This is a genomic window from Candidatus Melainabacteria bacterium (genome assembly GCA_003963305.1).
GTDB lineage: Bacteria > Cyanobacteriota > Vampirovibrionia > Obscuribacterales > Obscuribacteraceae > PALSA-1081.
In genome coordinates, this window is the sequence record RXJR01000034.1 from 31618 (window position 1) to 54765 (window position 23148).

At 47.0% G+C, this 23148-nt stretch carries 21 protein-coding genes; 13 read left to right on the forward strand and 8 right to left on the reverse strand.

Translation table 11 applies throughout. The features are described from left to right. Positions 1 to 131 precede the first annotated feature (131 nt). Positions 132 to 1325, reverse strand: coding sequence for an aminotransferase class V-fold PLP-dependent enzyme (locus EKK48_29825; protein RTL35092.1), 1194 nt, complete (start codon positions 1323 to 1325; stop codon positions 132 to 134). A 519-nt stretch (positions 1326 to 1844) separates the two neighbouring features. Between EKK48_29825 and EKK48_29830 the strand changes: the two genes are divergently transcribed. The 4 genes from EKK48_29830 (at position 1845) to EKK48_29845 (ending at position 7103) form a co-directional block, all read left to right on the forward strand. Beyond that, on the forward strand, positions 1845 to 3074 hold the full coding sequence (locus EKK48_29830) for a DUF4102 domain-containing protein (GenBank protein ID RTL35093.1): 1230 nt from the start codon (positions 1845 to 1847) through the stop codon (positions 3072 to 3074). Positions 3075 to 3359: 285 nt separating this feature from the next. Further along, on the forward strand, positions 3360 to 3731 hold the full coding sequence (locus tag EKK48_29835; GenBank protein RTL35094.1) for a hypothetical protein: 372 nt from the start codon (positions 3360 to 3362) through the stop codon (positions 3729 to 3731). 160 nt (positions 3732 to 3891) lie between these two features. Continuing rightward, entirely contained in the window at positions 3892 to 4098 is a 207-nt protein-coding gene (locus EKK48_29840) for a hypothetical protein (GenBank protein RTL35095.1), read from the forward strand. A 605-nt stretch (positions 4099 to 4703) separates the two neighbouring features. After that, positions 4704 to 7103 carry a DUF3987 domain-containing protein gene (locus EKK48_29845; protein ID RTL35096.1) on the forward strand — a complete coding sequence of 800 codons (2400 nt, stop codon included), beginning with the start codon at positions 4704 to 4706 and terminating at the stop codon, positions 7101 to 7103. A gap of 509 nt (positions 7104 to 7612) precedes the next feature. Here EKK48_29845 and EKK48_29850 read toward each other — a convergent pair. Then, a complete protein-coding gene (locus EKK48_29850) occupies positions 7613 to 8668 on the reverse strand; it encodes a hypothetical protein (GenBank protein RTL35097.1) in 1056 nt (351 codons plus the stop codon). A gap of 123 nt (positions 8669 to 8791) precedes the next feature. Between EKK48_29850 and EKK48_29855 the strand changes: the two genes are divergently transcribed. Beyond that, the gene (locus tag EKK48_29855) at positions 8792 to 12502 is read left to right on the forward strand and encodes a hypothetical protein (protein RTL35098.1); all 3711 of its coding nucleotides are present in this window, start codon (positions 8792 to 8794) and stop codon (positions 12500 to 12502) included. Between the two features lie 261 nt (positions 12503 to 12763). Here the strand turns inward: EKK48_29855 and EKK48_29860 are convergent, their stop codons facing one another. Further along, on the reverse strand, positions 12764 to 13255 hold the full coding sequence (locus tag EKK48_29860; protein ID RTL35099.1) for a hypothetical protein: 492 nt from the start codon (positions 13253 to 13255) through the stop codon (positions 12764 to 12766). Positions 13256 to 13297: 42 nt separating this feature from the next. Next, a complete protein-coding gene (locus EKK48_29865; GenBank protein ID RTL35100.1) occupies positions 13298 to 13528 on the reverse strand; it encodes a hypothetical protein in 231 nt (76 codons plus the stop codon). 250 nt (positions 13529 to 13778) lie between these two features. Between EKK48_29865 and EKK48_29870 the strand changes: the two genes are divergently transcribed. The 6 genes from EKK48_29870 (at position 13779) to EKK48_29895 (ending at position 16773) form a co-directional block, all read left to right on the forward strand. Further along, the gene (locus EKK48_29870; GenBank protein RTL35101.1) at positions 13779 to 14324 is read left to right on the forward strand and encodes a hypothetical protein; all 546 of its coding nucleotides are present in this window, start codon (positions 13779 to 13781) and stop codon (positions 14322 to 14324) included. A 41-nt stretch (positions 14325 to 14365) separates the two neighbouring features. Further along, on the forward strand, positions 14366 to 14767 hold the full coding sequence (locus tag EKK48_29875; GenBank protein ID RTL35102.1) for a hypothetical protein: 402 nt from the start codon (positions 14366 to 14368) through the stop codon (positions 14765 to 14767). Positions 14768 to 14783: 16 nt separating this feature from the next. After that, the gene (locus EKK48_29880; protein ID RTL35103.1) at positions 14784 to 15098 is read left to right on the forward strand and encodes a hypothetical protein; all 315 of its coding nucleotides are present in this window, start codon (positions 14784 to 14786) and stop codon (positions 15096 to 15098) included. Between the two features lie 599 nt (positions 15099 to 15697). Further along, positions 15698 to 15991 carry a DNA-binding protein gene (locus tag EKK48_29885; protein RTL35104.1) on the forward strand — a complete coding sequence of 98 codons (294 nt, stop codon included), beginning with the start codon at positions 15698 to 15700 and terminating at the stop codon, positions 15989 to 15991. Positions 15992 to 16003: 12 nt separating this feature from the next. After that, a complete protein-coding gene (locus EKK48_29890; protein RTL35105.1) occupies positions 16004 to 16276 on the forward strand; it encodes a hypothetical protein in 273 nt (90 codons plus the stop codon). Between the two features lie 50 nt (positions 16277 to 16326). After that, the gene (locus tag EKK48_29895) at positions 16327 to 16773 is read left to right on the forward strand and encodes a hypothetical protein (protein ID RTL35106.1); all 447 of its coding nucleotides are present in this window, start codon (positions 16327 to 16329) and stop codon (positions 16771 to 16773) included. Positions 16774 to 17300: 527 nt separating this feature from the next. Here the strand turns inward: EKK48_29895 and EKK48_29900 are convergent. After that, positions 17301 to 18014, reverse strand: coding sequence for an integrase (locus tag EKK48_29900; protein RTL35107.1), 714 nt, complete (start codon positions 18012 to 18014; stop codon positions 17301 to 17303). 104 nt (positions 18015 to 18118) lie between these two features. Further along, complete coding sequence (locus tag EKK48_29905; protein ID RTL35108.1) at positions 18119 to 18427, reverse strand: hypothetical protein; 309 nt, start codon at positions 18425 to 18427, stop codon at positions 18119 to 18121. 920 nt (positions 18428 to 19347) lie between these two features. On the opposite strand from EKK48_29905, the gene EKK48_29910 reads away from it, so the two are divergent. Then, positions 19348 to 20136: a hypothetical protein gene (locus EKK48_29910; protein ID RTL35109.1), complete on the forward strand. Its 789-nt coding sequence runs from the start codon at positions 19348 to 19350 to the stop codon at positions 20134 to 20136. 153 nt (positions 20137 to 20289) lie between these two features. After that, entirely contained in the window at positions 20290 to 20538 is a 249-nt protein-coding gene (locus EKK48_29915) for a hypothetical protein (protein ID RTL35110.1), read from the forward strand. Positions 20539 to 20608: 70 nt separating this feature from the next. On the opposite strand, the gene EKK48_29920 is transcribed toward EKK48_29915, so the two are convergent. Both EKK48_29920 and EKK48_29925 read right to left on the reverse strand, forming a co-directional pair. Continuing rightward, entirely contained in the window at positions 20609 to 22558 is a 1950-nt protein-coding gene (locus EKK48_29920) for a hypothetical protein (protein RTL35111.1), read from the reverse strand. 23 nt (positions 22559 to 22581) lie between these two features. Beyond that, entirely contained in the window at positions 22582 to 23121 is a 540-nt protein-coding gene (locus EKK48_29925; protein RTL35112.1) for a hypothetical protein, read from the reverse strand. Positions 23122 to 23148: the final 27 nt, after the last annotated feature.

Consider the following 23148-nt stretch of genomic DNA (forward strand, 5'->3'; position numbering starts at 1 on the left):
GGGACTTCAGAATAGCACAGCTTTGGACGCTCGCTACAGGGTGTAGTCTTGGGCGGCAAGACTTTTGAGAGTTGAAAACAGGGGGAAGTCAATATGGAGTCGTGCTCTGTACCAGAGTCGGATGAGCAGCCCTACATTTTTCGCAAATATTCGCAGAACCTATCTATTTCACTTTCATCATTGTAGTAGTGAATAGAAGCTCGCGCGATAGGCTGAAGATTTCTTTCTTCCATGTCCAGTCGGGTTCCATAAACTGACGATGAGGAGATATTGATTCGTGCTGCGTAAAATTTTTCGACAAGGTCTTTTGTCGGTATTCGCTCAGACATAAACGTGACGATACCGCATTTTGTTTCGCCTATGTCGGTAAGCGTCACACCATCTACAGTGGCAAGCTGCTCTCTCAATTGTGCGGCGAGGGCAAAAATACGCTTCGCAATATTCGGCATTCCCAGTTCAATCGCGTAGTCGATAGCTGCCTTTAGACCCAGCTTCCCTGCATAGTTTTGCTCCCAGTTCTCGAATCGACGAGCATCGTCGCGAACTGTATAACTATTTCTCGCCGCCCATTCTGCCGCATGAAGATCCAGGAAGATGGGCTCTATCTCTGCCAAACGTTCCTTTCGCACGTAGAGAAAACCTGTTCCTCTTGGACCGCGCAGATACTTTCGCCCGGTGGCTGAGAGAAAATCACAACCAATCTCTTCTACGTCGATAACCATTTGACCAACAGATTGGCATGCGTCAAGAAGAAACAGTATGCCGTGCTTTCTGGCTATCTTTCCGACCGCTTCAGCGGGATTTACTAACCCCCCGTTTGTCGGAACGTGAGTCAGAGCAATCAGACGAACCCTTTCATCTATCAATGATTCGAGGGCTGATACATCGATTTGCCCGAATTTGTCGTTGGGTACGACAACGATTTCGACGTTTCTCTTCCGTGCTGTCTGGAGAAGCGCAATGTAGTTGCTACCGTATTCAGCAGCACTAGTAAGAATTTTATCGCCCGGTTGAAATTGAAGCGAATAGAAGGCGAGATCCCATGCACGAGTGGCACTCTCAGCAAATGCAATCTCTTCAGGCGAACAATTCAGCAGCCGTGCGACAGATGAATAAAACCCTTCGATCTCATCATGTTTGGCGTGCTCAGCCTCGTAACCACCAATCTCAGCTTCCAGTGCCAGGTAGTTAGTAACTGTTTCCAACACAGGCTTCGTAATTAGCGCGGAACCTGCATTATTGAAGTGAATGCGGTTTTTCGTTCCGGGCGTGTCTCGTCGCAGAGCCTCGACGTCCAGTGGGTTTGTTACTTGATTATTGCCCATAGATTCTTTTGGAACTCCCGCTTAACAACGAGGAACAGCGCCACCGTCAATGGTGACATAATCCGCCAAATGACGCGATAACTTTAGCCGCTGTGCTCAAATTTCTTTGCTTCAGGCACAGTCGAAATACTCACCGTGGTCACCGCCTAGACTTGCCCCAGGTGAGTACACTGTTAGTACAAATTCCTAATGCCCGCCCCAATAAAATCGGGACTTTATGACGTTAAAGTCTAACAGGCATTGTGTTTTAAACTTTGGGCCATGGTGGACTCGAACCACCAACCAATTGCTTAAGAGTTTCGTGCTTTATTAAATCGCTTGGGTTTCAGAGTTTTTGTATGGTATCGCAATCTGTCGTAAATTCTCGCATTAAATCGGCGAGCTATTGATTCTGTGGCGCATAGCGGGTAATTTGGTGATTGTAAAGTGTCGCAATGGTTTTTAGTGGGTTTTAGAACTGCTGCTTACTTTTTGCTTACTTTTTAAAAGCCCCTACCCCAAAAATAAAGAGGTCGCGATTTGCCTCATATCAAGCTCTCCGCACCTGAGTTAAAATTAATACCGTTGCCTGAAAGTGGTCAAGTGTTCTATTGGGATTCTAGTGACAGGGGCTTCGGAGTCAAAGCAACTCCGACCGGGTTGTTTTTTGTAGTTCAGCGGCGCTTGAAAACAAATGACGGGCCCGGCAAGACTATTCGAAAGGTAGTCGGCCGACACCCGGAAATGCGATTGGAGAAAGCGAGACAGCTTAAGACGGAGATTTATGCTGAAATCGGTAAAGGTATCGACCCGCATGCTCGTGAAACTGAACATATTCACACCCTCGAAGAGGTTTATGCCGCGTACAGGCAATCTCGCACACTGCGAGCAAGTACGCTCAAGTTATACGACGGAGCGATGACACGCTGTTTCGATGACTGGCGGAATTTGCCCATCACCGAAATATCGAAGTCCATGATCGAAGCTCGTCACAAAGAAATCTCCAATCGCAACGGCAAAAGAGGCCAAGGTAAAGCTCATGCGGACCAGGCAATGCGATTTATTCGAGGTTTGTTCAACTATGCGTCAGACTCGTTCCCTTATTTCGAGAATCGCCGAAACCCTGTTCAAAAGCTTCGCTGGAATGGCGACAACAAACGCGAAAGTCACATCTCTGAAGTAGATCTACCTGTTTGGTTCGATGCGGTGTCAAAGTTGCGCTCGCAGATGATCGGCGATTACTTTCTGATTTGTATATTGACCGGCTTAAGACGAACTGAAGCTGCAACGCTTAAATGGTCCTACATCGATTTCACCAAGAGGTTGTTGACCATTCCATCCGACAAAACTAAGAACGGTCGCAGGCATTGCTTGCCCATTACGCCATTGATCATTGAAATTTTGCAGAGGCGTAAGCAAGCGATCAAAGCCAGCAAGCTTCAGCAGATATCAAACGATTACGTGTTTCCGAGCAACGGTTCAACTGGTCATCTTGTTGAAAGTAAAGCATCAGTGACCAAAGTCATCGAGATCTCAGGTGTGAAGTTCATGCCTCACGATTTACGCCGCACGTTTGCGACAGCTGCTCAGAGACTGAAAATCGACAAAGTTAGCATCAGCAAGCTACTCAATCACGTTAGCGGCGACGTCACTGTCAGATACCTGGTGACTGATCCGGAAGATCTCAGACCGGCGATGGAAGCAATTTCTGACTATTTTAATCACAAATTTAATTCCAAAAACTTTGCTAAGTCAGTCGAGTTTCGGTAACTGAGTTTTCATGCTGGTTTTGCACCGAAATACGTTCCCGAAAACGGTGACGTAGAATCTATCAATTCTACGTCAAACCAGGACCAGTTCAGGGTTTTGGTCTATTGACTAGCTCGTTTTTCGCTGCTAATTTCGTTGTATCGAGTTTGAAATTGTCACATTGAATAAGCAATCGCTCTCAGCACGTTGGAGCGATGGAGGGGATCATTTTGCGAATAACAGAGAAAAATGTTTTGGCTACGCCAGATGTGTATAAAGAGAAGTTCGGCTTACAAGGCATGGATAGTGGCTAAATATCGCCAGCTGGAGCGTGACATCGCCAGCGGAGCTGTTGTTCCAAGGCAGAATCGGAAGCCTCGACGAGATAATGCAGCTTCGCCTGTTCGAGTTATCGCCTTGCCACGCGCTACTACTCGGAATGTAATCAGGGTAAATGAAGTTGATAGCGCCAATCCAACAGATTCGAATGAACCAACTGAGCCTGAGACAGCAGCCGCCATTTCGTTTGATGATCACTCGGTCTTCAAAGCTATCTTACAGTCAATCACGCAAAGATTAGCGAATTTGACGAGTGAAGATGCACGAGAGATTCTCAGGAAAGAGATTTCTTTTCAGCGAAACTTACTCGAAAATTTTGAGCAATACATGGGGCTTTAGTTGAGTTTCTGTACATTATTGTACATGCGAAACCCGCTCCCTGACTTGTTTTTGACTTGACAGCAAATTCAGAAAATCGTATGGTCAATTGAAGTCTTCGCAAGTTTCGCAAGTTTCGGAACAATCTCTATACTTCAAATTCCAGTAAGGAGAAAAATCGATGAAAACCTTTGAGAAAAACACAAAAGAGTCATTGAGATTTTTCGAACATCACGGTGTACGCATGTCGCATGACACGCTCTGCAACCTCGCCGCGAAGGGACTTATAAAGGCTTACCGAAACACACCCAGGTCGCCGCTCTTCTTTCATGAAGATGACCTGAAGGCATTTCTCGAAAAGCGAGGTGTTAGTGAAATAACAGCTTAGAAAAGAAAACCGCTGCAAATGTGGTTGTAACACACGCAGCGGAAGAACGCTCAAACAAGAGGACAAACGATACCTCAATTATAGCGAAAGGAGAACGGCTGCGCAAGCCGCGCTTCTCGCAATTTAATTTTCGTCTTCTTGATTTGAGCCTGGCAATTGTTCCACCCAATCAAGGAGACCACCTATCAATGTCTGCGAAATCAAGACTGGCTGCTAATAAATTTGCGGAGAAAGAATCCGAACATGGCATTCTGTGCGATCAGGATCAAAAACCGCTGCTCGAATATCTCGAAAGCAAAGGCTATCCAGTCTGGGTATGGATTAAAAACATTGACACCATTGACCAACTAACGTCTGTCACCTACGGTCCTAAAACTTTTAACTATCTCGGTGACTGTGAGGGCAGATCGATTGTCAAATTCATCAAAAAGCTTCTTCCTTCTACCAAAACGATAATCGATCCAAGTTGGGACTGGGAGCAGATTTTTACTGAAGGCGAGCTTAAGATCGAGGATCTAGATGGACATTTACGGAAGTGCGGCTTGGAGAGTGAAACTAGCAATGCTGATGAAGCCGAAGACGAAAACAACATCGCCAATGATGAATTGTACGAGGAAGAGGAAGAGGAAGAGGAAGACGACGAAGACGAAGACGACGAAGATGATGAGATTCCTCCAGATCCTTACGAGCAAAGTACTGGTGTGCATGTCGCTGATTCGGATGATGAAGGCAGCAATGAACTCAAAGCTCCCCTTTTTGAGTTGCCTAAAAAGTTGAAGAAGCGAGACTGCTTCATCACAACATGCGTTGAAACCAACATCAATGGTAATGATGAAGTTTGGGGCTACGATCCAAAAACACAACGGCGGATAGGGCCTTTTAGGGATAAACAATCCGCTCCGCTAAAACAAGCACAAGCATTGGCAAGGCAACGTAATGGAAGCATCGCAATCTTGCTAAGAGAAGCGCCAGACTTAAGTGTTATTCGCCTGCACAATTGCGTATCTAAAGACAATAAAATCCGCAGAGAGGCAGCAGATGTAATCGATCTGTTTCAGCCAAGCACCTACATTGAGTACTGCCCAGAGATCGATGGTCTTCAGGCAATAGTCGCTGGCAACGCAATCGAGACAGGCGAAAAGATCATCCTAGACACCAACTTGAAAATCTCTATCGGACACAGTCGATTTGTAAGTGTGAGCGGCAAACGTATCGCATCCGAGCGAAATGAGTTGGAGAACGAACAATCGGCTTTGGACGAAATCTATCTGCGATATTTCAGCTCTTATGACCCGGCGGGAGAAGGAACAGACCTGCCCGCAAATGTCCTTTTAACTGATGTGCTCCAACATATGCCAGTCAGTCGAGAGTGGTGGCATTTGGTTGCTCAAACTCTGTCTCTCAACGATCAGCCATACGAGATGTTTCGAAACTATTGCCTGCGCGAGGAGGGTGCCAGTGAACCTCATATTCAAGAATTATGGGAGCGCGCCATCGCCGACAGAGCACAAAGGGAAAGGTTTTTGTACTTTCTCTTTAGAAAGGCAAGAAAGTGCGGGTACATACCAGATAATCTCGAATCTTCGAAGGGCGCGATAGAACAACCTTTTCCAATAGAAGCTTTGGGGCCAATATTGCAGCCAGCAGTCGAAAAGGTTCATGAAATAGTCCAAGCACAACTGCCCATCTGCGCGTTGTCATTTTTGAGCGCAGCCAATTTCTTGGCTCAGGCACATGTCGACACCTCAATCTTCGGTCGCCGGATACTAACATCGGTATTCTTTCTCTTAGTTGCTGAAAGCGGCGATAGAAAATCTGCGGTCGACACATTAGTGTTCAAGACAATCAAAAATTATGAAAAGTATGTGCTGAAAGAAGAATATGAAACGCTGATGGAGGAATACAAAGCTGAGTTGGCAGCATGGAAAGCAGAGCACAAACGAATCGATAAGATAAAAGATATCCCCGTGGAGGAAAGAGCTGCTCTATTTAAGGAGCTAGGAAAGGAGCCATTAAAACCTCTGTATTGGAGTCTCACCTGCAACGGAGATATGAGTTGGCAAGGGATCTTCCGATCACTTCGGAATGGTCAGCCCAGTCAATCCATCACATCCGATGAAGGGGGCGGACTTTTTGGCTCTTATGCAATGAAGCCAGACAATCTGATCCAGTTCTTAGTCAACTTGAGCCACTTACATGAAAGCGGTGAGGCTAGTCGTAATTACGCAGGTGACATCGATGGACCTGAAACAATATTTGGCAAACGACTGATGATATCGATTATGTTCCAGAGGATTATTTTGAAAATGATTCTAGAGAATGAGATTTTCATCAAGCAGGGATTTCTGGGAAGAACAATCATCAATCTCACAGAGCCAACATTCGGGCGTATTTTTAAGAGGGAAGACGCTTCTACGGATGCATCGATGCAGCGATACTACAAGCAGTGCGACAAGATTCTTGGCTTGGAGCTTCCACTAAAGAAGAACAGTAGAAACATACTAGAACCAAGGCGGCTGCAGTTAGATGAGAACGCGCAAAATGTGTACGATGAATTTCACAATACCCTTCAACAACAGATTGCACCTGGAGAAAAGTATTGCAGAATAAGACCGATGGCTCAAAAAGCACACGATAATGCGGTCAGGCTTGCTGCCACGCTCGCCTTTTTCGAAGACCCATCTTGTGAGCTTATAACCGCAGACTATATGAGTCGCGGCATCAAGATCATCATGTGGGCATTGAGTGAATGGTTGCGCATCGATGAACTTGGACCATCAAAGATACAAGCGACCAACAAAGAAAAAGAACAAATCCTTGAACTTCTACAGACTGGTCCAAAAACCAACCCTCAACTCGACAAAGCTTTCAATCATCGCGGAAATTGGCGAGCAGAGATCAAATTGATGGTCAAAACGGGTGAAGTGGAAAAAGGAACGGTACCGAACGGAAAAACCATCATTTACTCAATTCCCGCAAAGTCCCGCAAAGCTCCCGCAGTCTGAAAGCCAATATGGCTGAGCGTTCCCGCACTTCCGCACTTCCGCAGCAATGGTGGATTTGTTTAATTGATGGATATCTCTAAGAAATTGGATGCAAGTGATCTATCAATCGATGGATTACAGTCATCGTACAAAGTCGATTATTGAATCATCAGGATTGATGATCGATTCAACAGCACTTCATAATCTCGATAAATCGATTATTCAACTTATGAATACATTGATGGATTCTCGATCTTTCTCTAGAATCGATTAAATCGATGTATGTTCGAATAGTACAATCCATCGATGAAAAAGCCGATCTGAATAATCGATGATTCAATGTATATGTCTGGTAAAAAATCGATGATCACATAATTCATCGATTCACACATCGATGGGTGCGGAAGTGCGGAAGTGCGGGAATCAAGCGCCTGTTTACTTCTTCAACAAACGGAAGGTTGCGGAAATTGCGGGACTTATTCCTCCGACTTCAAATACTCCACTCTATTGAATAAAGAAACATTCGGCAGCTAGATGCGTGTGACCTGCCCTTGATTATGAACATCTGGTTTAGGTCTTGGTCTTGACTGTTCCAAGAACGGAGGGAAATCATCATCACCTTGCCCTCTCGTCAACCAAAGCACAGTTTTACGATTTCGAGAACGAACGTCATAAATAATCACTCGTGGAGTGCCGCTTATTTGAACTCGGAATTTGACTTTGTAACCATCTACATCGTTCGGAAAAATTGACCAATGGGCCGGAATGATTTTTGTGCCAATGTAGAAATCGGCTTCGTCGTCTTCCACTTCTAGCTTTGATGTCGATACAAACCTTCCTGTTCGAGCTGACTTGAATACACTGCCGGAAATGGATGGAGGGGTTGAAGGCGTTGTTATTTTGTTGACCTCTTCAAGCCGTATTGCCTCAGCTTGATATTTCAAAGCATCTTGCTTGCGTCCGCGCTCTATCAGATCATCTGCAAACATCGTTAGTAAAGTTATGCGGCGCTCTCCCCAATCATCGTCCGTTTGTTCTGGTGTGCTGTGATAGATAAATTGAAAAACGTTAGTTGCATAGGCGATTTGTTTCGGTGTGAGCTTGCCTTTGAGTGCTAGCTTGAATGCTTTGGCAGAGTGTTGGTAGGCTTGCAGATCGTCGCTGTCGTGGAATGCTGTTTGCGCTAACCTCGCCCAGTAGAATGGATCTGCCTCGGGATTTTGCTGAGCCTTTGGTTTGCGCGGTTTAGGGGGTGGACTTAGAGGCGGTGGTGGCACTTGTAATGAAGAGGGCACCGCTATTTGAGAATGAGTACTGGTTGTAAATCTCGGCACTGGCACATTCGACACTATCGGACTGTCTAACGTTCCGGCAACACCTCGTTTCGCCAGCATCAGATTATTAGAGAACGCTTGTTTCTCGTTCTCGTTGTCGGCTTGAGCCAGCGCTTTACTGAAGTGTTCTTGCGCGGCTTCGTAGTCACGGTGCTTAAATTCCCAAACGCCACGAATATTCTCCCGGTTATCGGCAAACACTGGGGGCATCAACGAGAGAGCAACAAGGCAAGCTAACAGTCGCAGTATCATGTCTCTTCCTTACTGTTGAGCTAATCATTGATACCAGTGCATTGATACCCAGCGGACAACGTATTTCAACAACATAGCCAATTCCTCATACTTGTAAAACAGAAATCCTTTGGAAATAGCAGCATGGCTAATATCTCTCGCAATGTCGAAATCAACATCAAGGAAGGCTCGAACCCGCTTCGAGATGAATTTGCGTTCCTTAAGAGCGGCCGAGTCTCGCTAAACGTCGAGTTCACTGGCAACAGCGGCTTCGACCAAATCAGATCACTGCGTTCAGACCTCAGCTCACTTCAAGGAACCCTTCAAAACATCGAGGGCTCACTTGGCACCATTTCGAGCAAGATGACCAATATCTACTCGCAGATCACTAGTGGCGCTCGATCAGCCTCTCAGGCTGTGAACGGTTTGAGCCAGGCGCAGCAACAACTAGGAAGCGGAAGCACTGCATCAAGCGGCTTCGTAAAGCAGCTTCAAGCGAATCGGAGAGAAATCGAGGCAACGGCTCGCCTTCTTAACCGACGTGGAGTAAGCGCATCGAACTTTACCAGCCAAGATTCGGCTGTTGAAGCGCAGTTTCGAAGGATTGAAGCAGCGCAAAATCGAAATGCGGCGAACCCCGTCAGACAAGCATCTACGATTCTAAGGTCTGAGTCGCTCATCAAGAAACTAGAATCGAAGATCGATCAAGTACCTCCAGAAGAAGCCTTTGCTGCGCTTTTCGGTGGTGAATCTGGCCGTCGTCGCAATCGCCTTGAGCGCGCGGATCAACTAATCGCCCAAAATCCAGGGTTGGTTGGTCTTGAGTCGCGGCTCAAGGACCGCGCTCTCAGCGGTGACTTGGGCAAAATTTTTGACTTTCGTAGATTACGTTCACCGGAAGCTGCAACGCAGATCGCCTTCAGTGCTCTCGAAGGCGGCTCTCCGATCAGCCGAGTTTCTAACATTGGTGCATCGACCTTAGGAGCGGCTTTTGCTGGCGGTCCTGGTGCTCTCTTTGCTTCGACAGTTGCCACAACACTCGTTGAACCGCTCATTCAAGCATTCGAGTCAAAACGCGAGAAGTTCAGGGAAGCAGGGGAAGCTTATAGTGAAGCGATTCTTTCAATTAGCAGCACGTTGCACGAGTCGACGCAGCTCGTTTCTTCACAGACCGGTATCGCTCTCGGTCGTAATCAAAATATTGAAGGACAACTTGCCTTCAGAGAACGTCAAGCAGAAGGCATTCAGAAGGCTGTCAGATCTGAATTGCTGCCACTTGGCATAGGCGGCGCATCTGAAGCATCAATTGCTCGTTCAGTGACCGGTGCGCTTGCGCAGCGCGGCTTCGAACCTGACACTCGAACCATAGCATTAGGAGCACGAGCATTGGGTGGAACGGCTGCGGCTCTCAATCCATCACTGCTTTCTACTGGCAGACTACCGAAAGACATTGAAGACATATTGCTCGCACAAGGCAAAGGACGAAACACGTCTCTTGGTCAGCTTCTCCCAGAGGATTCATATCGAGCAATCCAGAACGCCCGCTCAAACTCTGACCTTCAAAAGGCATTCCAAACCTTGCAATCGTTCGGCGATGCATATTCCAAGTCAGGCAATCCGGTCGCAGTCAAGCAAAGAATCAGTGGACAAGAAGAGCTGCTGAACTCCGTCGGTGGTAATGAGCAATTAGCAGCTCAGACTGAAGCACTTCGCTATCGCGAACAAGTCTTGACTAGCGACAAAGATCTAGCAGAAGCGTCACGAAACCTTGGTCGTGTTTTCGGCTCTTTGGAAGGCGCCTCAATCAAGTTTCAGACTGGCTTAGAACAACTTGCGGCAAAACTCACAAATACGACTGTCGACGTTACCGGCTTCAAACCAGGCGGCGAGATTCCCGGAGTTGCCAAAGATATAATAGCCAAACTGACTGGCCAAAATTCTCAGGTTCTCGGACCAATTCTCGATCTCGTTACTCGATTGGGTGGCGGCAACAGTTCACCTCCACCGTTTAAGTCAGAGCAAACTGACAGCGGTAAACTCAGTTCAAGACTAAAAGCTCTCGGTCTTGATTCAGAGCAACAAACTTTCGATACGAAAAAGTCTCCATTTGCTCAGCTTGCTGGAGTCGAGCAGTCTATCAAGGAATTCGCCGGCAAAAAAGATCTAGCCGACCAAATTCCCTTTCTACAAGATCAGAGAGCGCGGCTGCTACAGGAAACCAGTAGTCTCCAAGCAAAGACACTACCTCCAACAGATGAGGGGAATCTGCGGCGATTAGGACTCGAAGGACGCTCCGATCAATCGCAGATTCGTGCTAGACAAGACCAGCTCAAAGCGACAAAATCGCTTGAATTAGGAGCATCGCCCGAGCGACTTGCAGAACTGCAAGGACAAGAGAAGCTGATCCAAAATCAAATTCTTGAGTTGAGAGCAAAAGGACTGGGGTATGCTCAGCAAGAGGCGGCGCTCTACGCCAAACGAGCCGGTGAAATTCGAGGCACTACCGATTTCAATACAGTCGCCGGACTTACAGAAGGCACAAAAGGCATTGCCGATGCGCTCCGTTTGCAGTTTGGTGCAGCAAAACGCGGCGGTGCATCGAGTCAACAACTTGGAGACATCTTCGCGCAGCGGCTAGCTAATGAAGATCTGGCGGCTCGTGCTCGCGGCGTTGCCATCCAAAATCGAAATGCCAATGTCAATCGAGAAAGTTTCGCCGGCCAAGAACGGGAGATTGAGAACAACAGATCCGGCAGAACAGCTTTCATTGAAGGTCGAGAAAGCCTGATTCGACAGCGACAAGCGGCGCTACAAACCGAACAAGATCCAGATCGCAGGCGTATTTTGCAGCAGTCAATTGAACAAGGGCAGAAGCAGAATGCAGTCGATAGAGTCGCGAATTTCCAAGATCAAAACAGGAAGGCAGTACTCCCAGCGGTTCGTGACAATGCTCAAGCTCAGTACAACATCACGCTTCGAAGCAGCGCAAACTTGATTGGTGACGAAATCGCCAAGCGGCAACTTCTCAACGCTCAACTTTCAGCATCAACAGTCGCTCTCCAGAACTTCAAGTCAGACTTGAATGCCAAAAAGAGCAGCGGTGTTGCAAGCATCGCTTCACAATTAAAAGAGCTTGAAGCGCAGGGGGTGAGCACGTCTGGGAGATTTGCACATCTGACTGACAGTCAACAAAAGGATTTGGAGCTGCGAGCAAAGGTCGATCAAGTGAATAGCGAAGCCCGAAAGTTCGGACTTGGCGAAGTCGCCAGCGATTTCGGTTTGCAAGACATTCCTTTCAATCCGGAGATACAAGGCAACACGCAGTTCAACGCTGAGGCAAGATTCGGCAAGGCTTCACTCCAAGATCAGAGACGCACGACAACACAAGATCTTCAAAACCTCCCCGATACCTTCCGACAAAAACGTGCGGATCTAACAATCAGAAGCAAAGCCTTTGAAAACCAGCTAGGAAACCCAGAAATCGGACCGGCTGTAGGTTCACCAGTACAGATTGAAGCACCTAAACCAGTCGAGGCGTCTCCATCTATCAATACACCCTTGACGTCTACTTTACCGAAGTCGGTTTTCGATGACAAAAATGTATTCAACGAACCGTCATTCGCCGCTCTTACACCGCCTCAATCTCAAGTAACCCCACAAGTAAACGTTCCCCCTCTCCCAACAGCGAAAGATGCTCCCGCTCTCACAATCCGGTCGAACAGCGCAGGCAACAACCAGACGGGCGGCGATAGTAGTAAAGACTTAGGACCAATAAAAGCATCTGTTGACGCAGTGACGACTTCTGTAAACAGGATGTCTGCGGCGGTTGAAAACCTGGCTCAAAAATTCGCCTAATTGTCGTAGCGGACCCCGTGCATGCGCGTGAGTGACTTAAAGTTCATCACTTCAGTCGGTCCACAAAAGCCCTCTTTCTGTGTCAAATTGAACATCTTAAGTGTCCAGTTGATCACAGGCACTGGCGTTTCTTCATAGAACGTCTTGAAACTGCAGCCGCCAACGTATTGTGAATAAAACACATGGCGTTTTATCAGTGGTGGTATTTTTTCTTCGTCTCCGTTGCCTTGAAGCTCGTCGAAATATGTCTTGAAAAATTGTCTAGCTTTTAGGAGACACCAATTCGTCTACATAAAGTCCGGCGCCCAGCCAGAGCATCTCAAACACAAATTCTTTTGCTGACGGCCAATGAGCATCTTGAATATCTTCGTAGGTCAGTTGCGGTTGCGAAGACAGTTCTAGTACCAGATTCAAAAGCTCTAAGAGAATGTACGGTGCAGACCGGCTTGACTTATATTGCCTCTTTGTCCAATCTTCGGCGCTTTCGCCTTCCTGACGAAACAGCCGGCGATGCTCAAGAATACGGTTAGCACGCTCCTTGTATTTCTCTGGCTCTTCGCCTTCCATGGCAGGTACTTTGGCATGTTCTGAGTATTTCGCTCGAACCTCAGTGAGTCGATCCAGAATCAGATCTGTTGCCTTCAATGTGAAGACTGTTCCGTGAATGGCGACCTCTCTCGCGCCAAAATTGTGTTTCCACAGCTTGACTGGGTTTTCTCTAGGATTTTCGTATGGATTTTCAGGTAACGGCATTCAAACTAACCTCGGTGAGAATAAGTAGATAAACAGTCAGCATTACTGGTTCAGCAGTCGCGCGGCTTCCCTGGCTGTTTTGTAGGCAACAATGAAATCACCCAACGCGATAGGGTCTCGCTTACGATCTGCATATTCCGGCTGCGAATAGAACTCGACCAAGCGACGGCTAACTTCGGTGCGGTCACCACCAACCAGTAGAGCGATAAACGAAACACTTAGATCCGCATATGCGCCACGAGACGAGATTCGCCGCCGTTTGTACTCGTGCATGACCATCTCAATTCTTGTCCTACTAAACCCGATGTCCAGAGTCTAGAAATTCCTTTCAATTGATCAAAATCGGCTCGGTATTTTTCGATCAATATGAGGTAAAAATCGGTCACGGAGATGCAATTTCTCGCGGCCAAACCCTCAAAACCCAAACCAAGTCGAGGTCTTTCTATATTTTGGGTTGGCAATGAAGAGTGAGCAAAATACTACAAATCGCTGATCATGAACATGCGCGGAGAAAATAAAAAAGATGGCTAGACGGAAGGCAACTAACTTGGAACTGGTATCAGAGGCCAAACAGCTCACGGCTGCTCAGTTGAGTGATCTGCAAATCGCTCTGGCACGATTCGACGGTAACCTTGTTCTCGCGCAGCAAGAGTTTCACTTGATGCATTCAGCAGTTCGTGTGACGACTGAGACTGTGGCGGCTGTGCTGGCTAAGTATCGTACTGTGATCGAGCAGAAGAAGTTGCAACTATCTGAACTCAACCCCTTACTCAGCAGGTCATTTCGTGACCAAATGTGTTGGTTGATTTTTAAAAATGCGGCTGAAATCAGGCCTCGTCAATGGAGAAAAGACGCCACCGGCGCTCTGCAGGCCATTGAAACCGACGATACCCAAACAATGCTTGAGGTTCTGAAATTGTTGGCCCGAAATGACATCGACGAAGCGACCATTAAAGTCGACGACTCGGCTTTTCCCGCAGCTCGGAAGATGATAGACGGCAGCGGCAACACATATTGGCAGACTGATATGAAATCTGGCGTCAAGTTCAAAAAGAGCGATTACGCATAAATTCCGCACTGAAAAACAAATCCTAGGAGATCAAGAAACAAATGGACGAAGTTAAGAAGCTGCTCAATGAGCAAATAGGAAGTAATAAGATGCTTAGTCTGCTTGTTGAAATGCAATCGATAAGTAACAACCAGTTACTCGAAGCAATCGAAGAGCAGCGGCAGGCAATTGCCGCTTACATGCTTACTGTAAAAACGCAAGAAGAGTGTTTTAGAAAGGAGCAGGAGGAGATCCGGCAATTGGCGAAACTAAACCAAGCGCAGCTCAAAGCATTTCTTGATCAGTCGAACAAATTGCTCGGCAAATCAACTGATGAAGTTGTTGTTGGACTGGCCAATTCCCATCTTAAAAGCAAAACGCTGACGGAAGAGGACAAGGCGAGGCGGGACCGAGAAGGCAGTGACTTCTACAAATCACACGCAGAACGGATCGTCAGCCAATAAAAGCCAGGAGCAACAAATGAACAAAGACGAACTTGAGGCTTACAGACAAGTACTAGACCTCCAGAAACAAACACTAGAAGGCTTTGAATCCGTATTTGCCGGATATAAAGAGATCCTGGATGCTAGTCGAGAGGTTTTCGAACTGCAAAGGCAGGCGTTCAACTTTTATATCGAGCAGTTCGACAGGCGCAAAGAGGAACTAGAGCATAGCCATACTGAAACCCGGCAATTGGCACTGCAAAGTTCAGCTCAATTGAATGCGTTCATCACTCAAACAAACAAATCACTCGGCATATCGCAGGTCGAAACGGACAGCCATCAATACAAGTAGCCAACCGGCGAACTGCTACAAAAGGTGCGAATCAATGGAAACGCACCTCTTACCAATCAAGTACATAGAAAGGATCGCCAGAACCAACACCCGGCGATACGACAATAAACCACCAGGCAACACCGGCTCGAACGGCGGCTCCTCTTAAATACCATCCACACACACCAAGCGATTCATAGATAACAACGTGATCTGATTCCACGGTTATTACTGGTTAGAGAATCCATCACATACGTATACGCATCAACTAGTCGCTTCGAATAATCGTTTGGAATACTCGGTTAAGTACTCGCTCAAATGATCTCTCAAATACTCGGTTAAATACGGGCCTCTATTTAAAAACCGACACCTGATTCCCAAAACCAAAAAAAAACGCATTAATGGCTATTATTGACTATTTTGTGTCAATAATTCGTGACCAGGCTGTTAACCCGCTCTACGTTGAGTTTCGATCCAATAATAGTCACTAAATACGGTGCACGCTTCTATGGCAGGTGAAACCGGCTCAGCAAGCCGGTTCCAGGCGTCATCTCGTTTTAATTGGCACTTAGAGACACTCTATGTTATTCCGTGGCACTTTCCAGTGCTCTACTCTCTAAATAAGTAGAGGAATCCGTGTGGCGGCAACTTTGAAAAAGAAGAAAAGAAAGGAAGAACCCGTTGAGAATTCAGAGTTCTGGCGCATCCGCGACTTCTGCCACGAACTGGGAATCAGTTTGACGGAGTTTCACCGGATGCGAAGAGACGGGCTCCTGCCACCGAGTTACCTGATCGCAGGTAAGCCAAAAATGCGACGGTTCTTGCGGAGCGAAGTGATCATGTGGCTGAAAGGCGAGCTATCGCTGCAAGAGATATTCGAGGAGCCGGACGTCAATCCTCCAGGTACAGAATAAAAGGAGCAAACAATGCCAATTTACAAAACACATGAAGATTGGAGTTGCATGTCTGCATACAACTTGATCATCACTCTCGCTTGGGCAGCAACCGAGCAGCGTATCGATCCCAATTCAGAAGCAGTCAAATCAATCCTTGAACAGCTCGCCAAGCCGTTCGAAGGCGAAAAAGAGAGTTGCACGGAGTGTCAGATTGGACCGACTCCACAAGAGCGATTCATTGAATTCTTGAAAGACGAAAGACAGTGGCAGACTAATGCTCAACACATGTGCGGCTATCGGTAGCAGAAACACAACAAAAAAAAACTGGAATCAACAAAGGAGACACAACAAAAATGGCTAAGCAGCTAACACCAAATGGAAGTTCGAAAATGTACATCGTCGTTTGCGACAAACCCGGCTTGAGATTTACACACGAGGCATCGAGCCCCGGATGGCTGAAACTCAAAGAAGACGAAGCACATGGTCGTCTACGACGAGTAGCCCCAGACATCAAAAATCCGAAAGCGGGAGATCTTATGACTGTAGAAATGCTCAATGAGATGACACACCGATTCGATGAGCACGGCGAGTACGTGACCACTGATAAACAGCTTGCAATTGCAGCTTTCAATGCGGCACGAGGGTCAGATCGATTTGCTAGGCTCCATTCGACAAGCCTGCCAATCGAAGATAAGCATCTGATCGAGATTGGACGGCACGAAACCGGCTACCGTCCGCCACAAGCGTATGGCCCTAAGAAGTGGCAAGGTTATGCTCAAGACGAGCAGTTCGGCTACTAAATCCAAAGCTTGATTCGCATACTTCCCGTCTGCGAATAAAGACTGAACCGCCTTCCGTCTTATTCCGGAGGGCGGTTTTGGTTGAAGGGCAAAAACAATACGAAAAGTAAGATTCACGATGACAAAAGGACATCGGTTAATCTCTCCTGGCAGATTTCTGGGTCAAATCGCTAAGGTAAATGCGATGCCCTCACAGATTACCGCCATCCAGAAAAGGACTAGAGCAAACAAGCCGAAGTTGGCATACGGTGATACGTTGTACTTCGCCTTCTCGGCTTCCCAATCAACTTTCTTTTCGCCTGGCCAGTAAAGATCCTTACTCATGATCTACTCCTGTTGCTGATTCAAGCGGTAGTTCGTGCTCTATCAAAACCAGATCAGCCCACTCGCAGCGCTCCGAATCACAGGAAGGATTAGTGCATTTTCGATGCAGGATCGAGCCGGTCTCCTTCGCACCTTCCGGCTTACATCGCCAGCAATAGTAGATCCAGAACTTCCGCTTTCTGTTCTTCGAGCGCGGCGATAGCTTAAACATCCTTACCAAATCCGCGAAATCTTTCGGCTGAGAGCTGGGTGTACAGCGTCGTATGCTGAATGTTGCGATGCCCGAAGTAGGCTTGAATTGAGCGGGTGTCATAACCCTTATTCGCGAGCTGATAGCCCTTCGCGTGGCGCAACATGTGCGGATGAACCGGGAAAGTTATTCCGGCGACTTCGCCGGCTCGGGCTACTAGAGTACGAACATGTCTTGTGCTGATCGGTCCGCCCCGCTCGGTGCTGAATATGAACGGTGAGTTCGGATTGTCTCGGCGCAGTTGTCTGAGTATGCGAAGCTCATCACCTTCGAGGAAATGCACTGATGCGTCGCCGTTCTTTACTCGGTTCACATGCAGCTTGGCTGAGGTGAAGTCAACCTGCTCCCACTTCATATCTGTAAGCTCACTCACTCTGAGAGCATGACGGTACGCAATAAGAATGAGCGCGCTATCCCTATTTCCATATCTGCCAACCTTCTTTGCTGCATCTCGGAGCTGTTGTACTTCCTCTGGCAACAAGTATTCTCTCTCTCTTCTATCGCGGTTTCTCGGCTTGCTCGGTGGCGCGTTCTTCAACTTAGCCGTATTCAGTCGTTGGGAGGTGCGGTACGTGATCCCATCCGATGGGGCTAAAAGAGTCAAATGTCTAACGGTCTTAGCCGTGTTGGGTCCTTTTGGGCTGAGTTTCCGGTCAATGGTTTTCATGGCATCTACTCCTGCGAATTGTTAGCGGCATCTGGTTAGTAAATGAAAGCAAAGAAAAGGCGATCCCCCAATCAACATGTCTGTGGAGGATCGCCCGGATCAAACTATATAAGTACGCGGCGAAGTGCTCGCTCAGTTTCCTTCACTCGACGCCATGCGGCACAAATTGCGGACTGCGGCGCCGTGTCTTTCGAATTCTCAATGAACTCCTTTTCACCCTGTGCATATAGACCGGCGGCTTCCAGCAGCACATCAAAGTCGAAGTCAGACAATCGGACAATAGAATCGCCGCGGTTGATAATTACAAAACCATTCGCGCGGTTGCTTTTGATACATGAAGACGCGGCTCTATTAGGATTCGCATCCTTCTTGCTGGTCTTACCTTTGTTCAAACGAATAGTGAATTTGCGCATGTGAGAACCTCCATGCAATCGCTGGCGGCAACTGCATCTGTGAGTGAAGTGATATCGAGAAACGTATCAACAATATACCAATGTATCCACAATCGATCACGTATTGCACACTACCAAAACGTAGATCCTGTCGCTATTTTGATTAATTCTCTAACACTGCCCACGGTATCAATTATTGGCTATTATTGAACACTAATTATGCCGTCTACAATTCAGACATGCGAATCAGACTAGTTCGCGCTGTGCATGTAAGCCGCTCGTGTTATGCGAAGCGGCTTCCGTGTAATTAGAGAGCATAAAGTCTCTTGGGCATCGAAAGCCACTGAGGAATAGCCATCCTTATCAGAGGATGGCTTAGCCGATTGAGTTGCTACAATTACTAACGAATCTTTGGCTTAAAGACTCGCTAAGCAAAAGCCATCCTTAAAACGAGGATGGCTTTTGGTTGTTAGCTGTCGAATGCTCTATAATTTAGATGCTTTGTGAGCAGCAGGATGACCGTCTATCAAAGGGCGGTCATTTTGTTTCGATCCTCTTTTTTTATTCGTCTTTTCAAACAGCGACGGGCGTCTGCCTTCGAAAAATCCGCCCCGATTTTAGACCTTTTGGCACCATATGTAGTATCAATATGAATGAACGTAAAAATTCGGGAACCTAGAAAAAATCCCGGTTCAGGATTTCGATAAAACTGGTCCAAACCTAAATTCTTAATTCATTACTTTGACGCCATTGATCAATCCGAGCAGATATCTAAAGGCCGCCTTGCAACCGAAAGAACGACGTGGGATTGAACCATGCAAGCCATACAATCGGCTTTGTTTCATCAGCTGGATTTCTTTGATTCGCAAGATACAGTAAATGCAGTCGCACCGCACTTCAGGATTGAAAGAAAAACAATACAGACAGAGGGAGCATTAGTGATGAAAACAGATCCGTTGGCAGATCTCGAAAGACTGGCGAATCTTAAAGAGAAGATTCGGAATGCACACATTGAATACATGATCGCTATATCAGTTCGAAAAGTCGCTTACTCCAAAATAATTCAAGAATCGGAATCAACCTCGAACGAGATAATCACTGAGCTGGCATTACGAAATGCCCAATATGAGCTGATGGAAACACTGAATTCCGAAGATTTTGAGCGACACAAGGCAATGTTTCAAGCACACAATCACAACTGGGCGGTAAGAGAATTAACAGCGCTTAGAAACTGCTTTGCGGGTGCACTGTTTGTGGATTTGGACAATCTCATTAAGGGCTTATCCAGCATCGTCAACAAACAATGTGCAGAAGCAAACATTGGCATCGAACCCGTCAAGCATAAACAGGCGGGACGTGCCATTACAAATAACGTCAGGCTCGGAGCCGCTATTTGGGCAGCAGGAAATAATTTCAGACACTTTGAGAATTGGCCCGGTACGCCTGACGTGCAGCCCGAGAGAACGGCAATCGGTTCAATTAACATCTTAAGGGATTTACTTGATTTCGAATGTTTCAATTGGAATGTGTGTGGAGAGGTTCTAGCTCTCATCGCTAAAGGTCGTAGCGTTGAACAATTGTTCGAAGACTTTCAGCAAATCGGACGAGATCTTTGTGATGTGCCACTCCAGACGCTCGATAAGCACACCGAGAGGCTTCTCATCCAAGTCAAGAGTGAGGGGTTGGTAAACGAAGAACATCAAAAGATGCTCGCGGCGAACTCGATTTAGATAATTCAGACCGGTCTAAAGCAAGCAGATCGCTTAATCGCGGTCTGTTTTCTTTTAGGCGTACACATCTGCCGTCGCACATCTGCACAATTCCACATTTAGAACTTAAATGTCTGCCGGTACGATGGAAATACTTACCAGAGGTGTTCCAACATGCATTATCCAGCCGTTTTCTGTCTTTATGAGGTTGAGCCTCGCTTTTATGCTTGTCTCGTCGCTGGCCAGTTGCAGCCGCGAGAATCACTAGACACCGAATGTATTATCGAAGCTGACGATGGCGCTCATGTCATCGAGCTGATAGAGAAATTCCCGGCTCTGGCATCATGGCACCTTGTAGCGCTGGAAGATGTTTATCCCAAGGCTGTTTTGCCTCAGTACGCTACCGTGAAGTCGACGACCTGATATTCGACTTGATTGATATCCTCATAGCGCGTCCAAGCGAAAGTACTCGTTTGAGCCGGCAGTTTACCGGTCACCTTTCGGAGGACACTGCTCCTGTTTCAGGACTTACGGTATAGATGTTCGCATAGATTTTTGATTTGATGTCAGGTCCGAACTTGTATTCGGATGTGTTCTCCTGCCCGGTGTAAGCCATCAATGGCCCAGCAGCTTGCGGACTCAATTTTTGATAAGAAACTGAGCCGTCAACGTCAGGAACATTCATCCCCAGAAATTTGTATGAATCGATTGGCTTAATGACTGATGATTGCAAGAATTTTGCGGGAAAGCCATTCTGATCTGTGAAGACAAGCTTGTCGGTAAAAATCACAACCGGAGCAACATCTTTTGAGTCTGACTGGTCGATAACATTTCCACTCGAATGGAGGTTGCTAAAAGTTTCAGCCGTGTTTTCGTAGGAGAAATCTCCAACAGTCAAGAAAGTTTTTGACTTTGCTGCGTCCTCCATCTCTGTCGTGATTGACTTGCCGTCAATCGGAAATGGCGTGACGTAGTTGACTGACATTACAGCGGCTTTTCCTTTTGACCCTTCAAAGATGCGTAGGTCCGTTATATTAATCACCAGACCGCTCCCAACAAGATCTGTGTATGTGTAAGTCGGATCTCCAGTGAAGCAAATGGTTTCATCAGTTGTACTGTGTGCACCCACGACTGTGGTTGAATGACACCCGGCATCAGAATAGGCAACCGAACTAGTAGCAAGAAGTGAAATAATCGGTGATGTTGTTACTGCTGCATTTTCGTAGATAAGCGCTCCGACTTGATTTGCATTGTTGTATGACGATGCGTCGACAAGCGGGACCTCAAATGTAGTTACTTCTTCACCTTCAGTATCAGTCGCTGGGTAAACAATCAAACCACTAGCAGTGCCGAAGGACGAACTTTGAATTATCTTCTGATACTCGCGTCTCCCACCGAGAACTACGTCCGGCTCACCGGAGTAAGGCAACGGACAGCCAGTTGAAGCAACATACCGATCGAATACGAAAGCAGCTCCTGTAGAAGCCGACGAATTGAACCCAAAACACAGATCGAGTTTATCGCCAAAGAGTTGAACTTGCGGAACGAGGATATCTCCGCCGCCCACAGGTGACGCGCTAGCTTGAGGTTGATCAGATCCGGGAATCAACGTGTACAGAAAAGCTGACGATGCAGAACAAGATATGCTGTGAACAACTCCCGAGAAGTCAAAGGTTCGTCCGTAGGTCGATGTTGTACCGGGTTGGGTCGACGGCAACGACGCGAATGCACTGCCTATCGTGTTGAAAATTTCCTTCGAAGAGAACCCAAACTTGTAGCCGCCGTTAATGGCATCAGGCACGATTTTGAAATTCTTGTAGAGAACCGCTACTGTACCTACCGCTTGGTTTGATCTGACATTCCAGAATGGATCGTAGTCAAATGCATTAATTGACAGATGTAATACCAGATTTTTTTTGTTGTTTGCGAAGCAGGCACCCAGAACAGCGCTGTTTTGCCAATTCCTCGAATGCGAGTTGGCCAGTGTGATCAGGTCTTCAACTTCAGCCTTCAGGCTACAAATCTTCGACTTAGTAGCATCGTAAAGATACAGCACATGAACTCTGAAATTCTCGGCATCAGTTTGCTCCGATGGCTTGTTCAAGAGCAGAAAAATACTTTTCCCGATCTCTTCGTCTTTTGCTCGATAAGCTTCTTCTATCTGAACTGCGTTTGATGTACCGAGCGCGGCTACGGCGTCTAAAGGTTGAGGATTGCCGCTGATTATGTTTTGGAAGACCTGTCCACTTGGGGCGACAACAGCCGGACGGGACGAATCAAGCGCAGGGTTTTGAGCGAATAAGCTAGGATTTTCCGCTATTGTGTAGCTCTGTCCGAGAAATGTTCTATTTTCTGTAGCGCGCTGTTGCTCAACTTTGCTCAAGTACTTTTGGAACTTGAGCCGCAAGAATTGCTGTACTTGGTTATTGAAATAAAGAGACATCAGGGTGGCTTCCTAGCACAAAATCAGTGTGCAGGGAGTATGGAGATAGTCTTACTGAACGCTATTCCAAAAAACTGCCTTGCACGCTCTTCCGCTTCGTCAAGCTGAGATTCAGATAGCAGAGTTTTGAGTCGCTCGAATATATCGGCATCATCTAGCAAATTTGTCCGGCCTAAGCTCACGACGACTTGATACCACATCCAGGCGGATGAAGCGTGAGCCGAAAACCTACCGCTTTCACTGGCAATCAAACATGCCTGCGCCATGATGCAAATAAAAACCGCAGCGTCTTCAGGATGTGATTTATAGAGTTGGCGAAGAACTGATTCACCATCCGCGGCCTTCGCGGCTTCTTTGAAGTAAACGGCGGCCACCATATGCTCGATTGGCACATTCAATTCGCCGCGCTCATAAATACGCGCAAGCCTCAAACTAGCCAACAAGTTGCGCTCCTCGCGTGCCATCTGGAACTGGAAGAGGGCTTGGGCAGTTTGTCCCTCACGCTCTAGCTTAAGTGCTTTCAGGTAGTGTTCTTCGCCGTTCGGAATCTTTACGCTCGTCATTAGCCCATCCATCAAAGGTCTCCACGG

Excerpts from the sequence above, each read along its gene's own strand:
- EKK48_29895 (RTL35106.1), top strand. The coding sequence starts at position 16,327 with ATGGCTAAGCAGCTAACACCAAATGGAAGTTCGAAAATGTACATCGTC.
- EKK48_29905 (RTL35108.1), bottom strand. The coding sequence starts at position 18,427 with ATGCGCAAATTCACTATTCGTTTGAACAAAGGTAAGACCAGCAAGAAG.
- EKK48_29875 (RTL35102.1), top strand. The coding sequence starts at position 14,366 with ATGGACGAAGTTAAGAAGCTGCTCAATGAGCAAATAGGAAGTAATAAG.
- EKK48_29840 (RTL35095.1), top strand. The coding sequence starts at position 3,892 with ATGAAAACCTTTGAGAAAAACACAAAAGAGTCATTGAGATTTTTCGAA.
- EKK48_29910 (RTL35109.1), top strand. The coding sequence starts at position 19,348 with ATGAAAACAGATCCGTTGGCAGATCTCGAAAGACTGGCGAATCTTAAA.
- EKK48_29850 (RTL35097.1), bottom strand. The coding sequence starts at position 8,668 with ATGATACTGCGACTGTTAGCTTGCCTTGTTGCTCTCTCGTTGATGCCC.
- EKK48_29870 (RTL35101.1), top strand. The coding sequence starts at position 13,779 with ATGGCTAGACGGAAGGCAACTAACTTGGAACTGGTATCAGAGGCCAAA.
- EKK48_29890 (RTL35105.1), top strand. The coding sequence starts at position 16,004 with ATGCCAATTTACAAAACACATGAAGATTGGAGTTGCATGTCTGCATAC.
- EKK48_29925 (RTL35112.1), bottom strand. The coding sequence starts at position 23,121 with ATGACGAGCGTAAAGATTCCGAACGGCGAAGAACACTACCTGAAAGCA.
- EKK48_29880 (RTL35103.1), top strand. The coding sequence starts at position 14,784 with ATGAACAAAGACGAACTTGAGGCTTACAGACAAGTACTAGACCTCCAG.
- EKK48_29855 (RTL35098.1), top strand. The coding sequence starts at position 8,792 with ATGGCTAATATCTCTCGCAATGTCGAAATCAACATCAAGGAAGGCTCG.
- EKK48_29825 (RTL35092.1), bottom strand. The coding sequence starts at position 1,325 with ATGGGCAATAATCAAGTAACAAACCCACTGGACGTCGAGGCTCTGCGA.
- EKK48_29900 (RTL35107.1), bottom strand. The coding sequence starts at position 18,014 with ATGAAAACCATTGACCGGAAACTCAGCCCAAAAGGACCCAACACGGCT.
- EKK48_29920 (RTL35111.1), bottom strand. The coding sequence starts at position 22,558 with ATGTCTCTTTATTTCAATAACCAAGTACAGCAATTCTTGCGGCTCAAG.
- EKK48_29915 (RTL35110.1), top strand. The coding sequence starts at position 20,290 with ATGCATTATCCAGCCGTTTTCTGTCTTTATGAGGTTGAGCCTCGCTTT.
- EKK48_29865 (RTL35100.1), bottom strand. The coding sequence starts at position 13,528 with ATGCACGAGTACAAACGGCGGCGAATCTCGTCTCGTGGCGCATATGCG.
- EKK48_29860 (RTL35099.1), bottom strand. The coding sequence starts at position 13,255 with ATGCCGTTACCTGAAAATCCATACGAAAATCCTAGAGAAAACCCAGTC.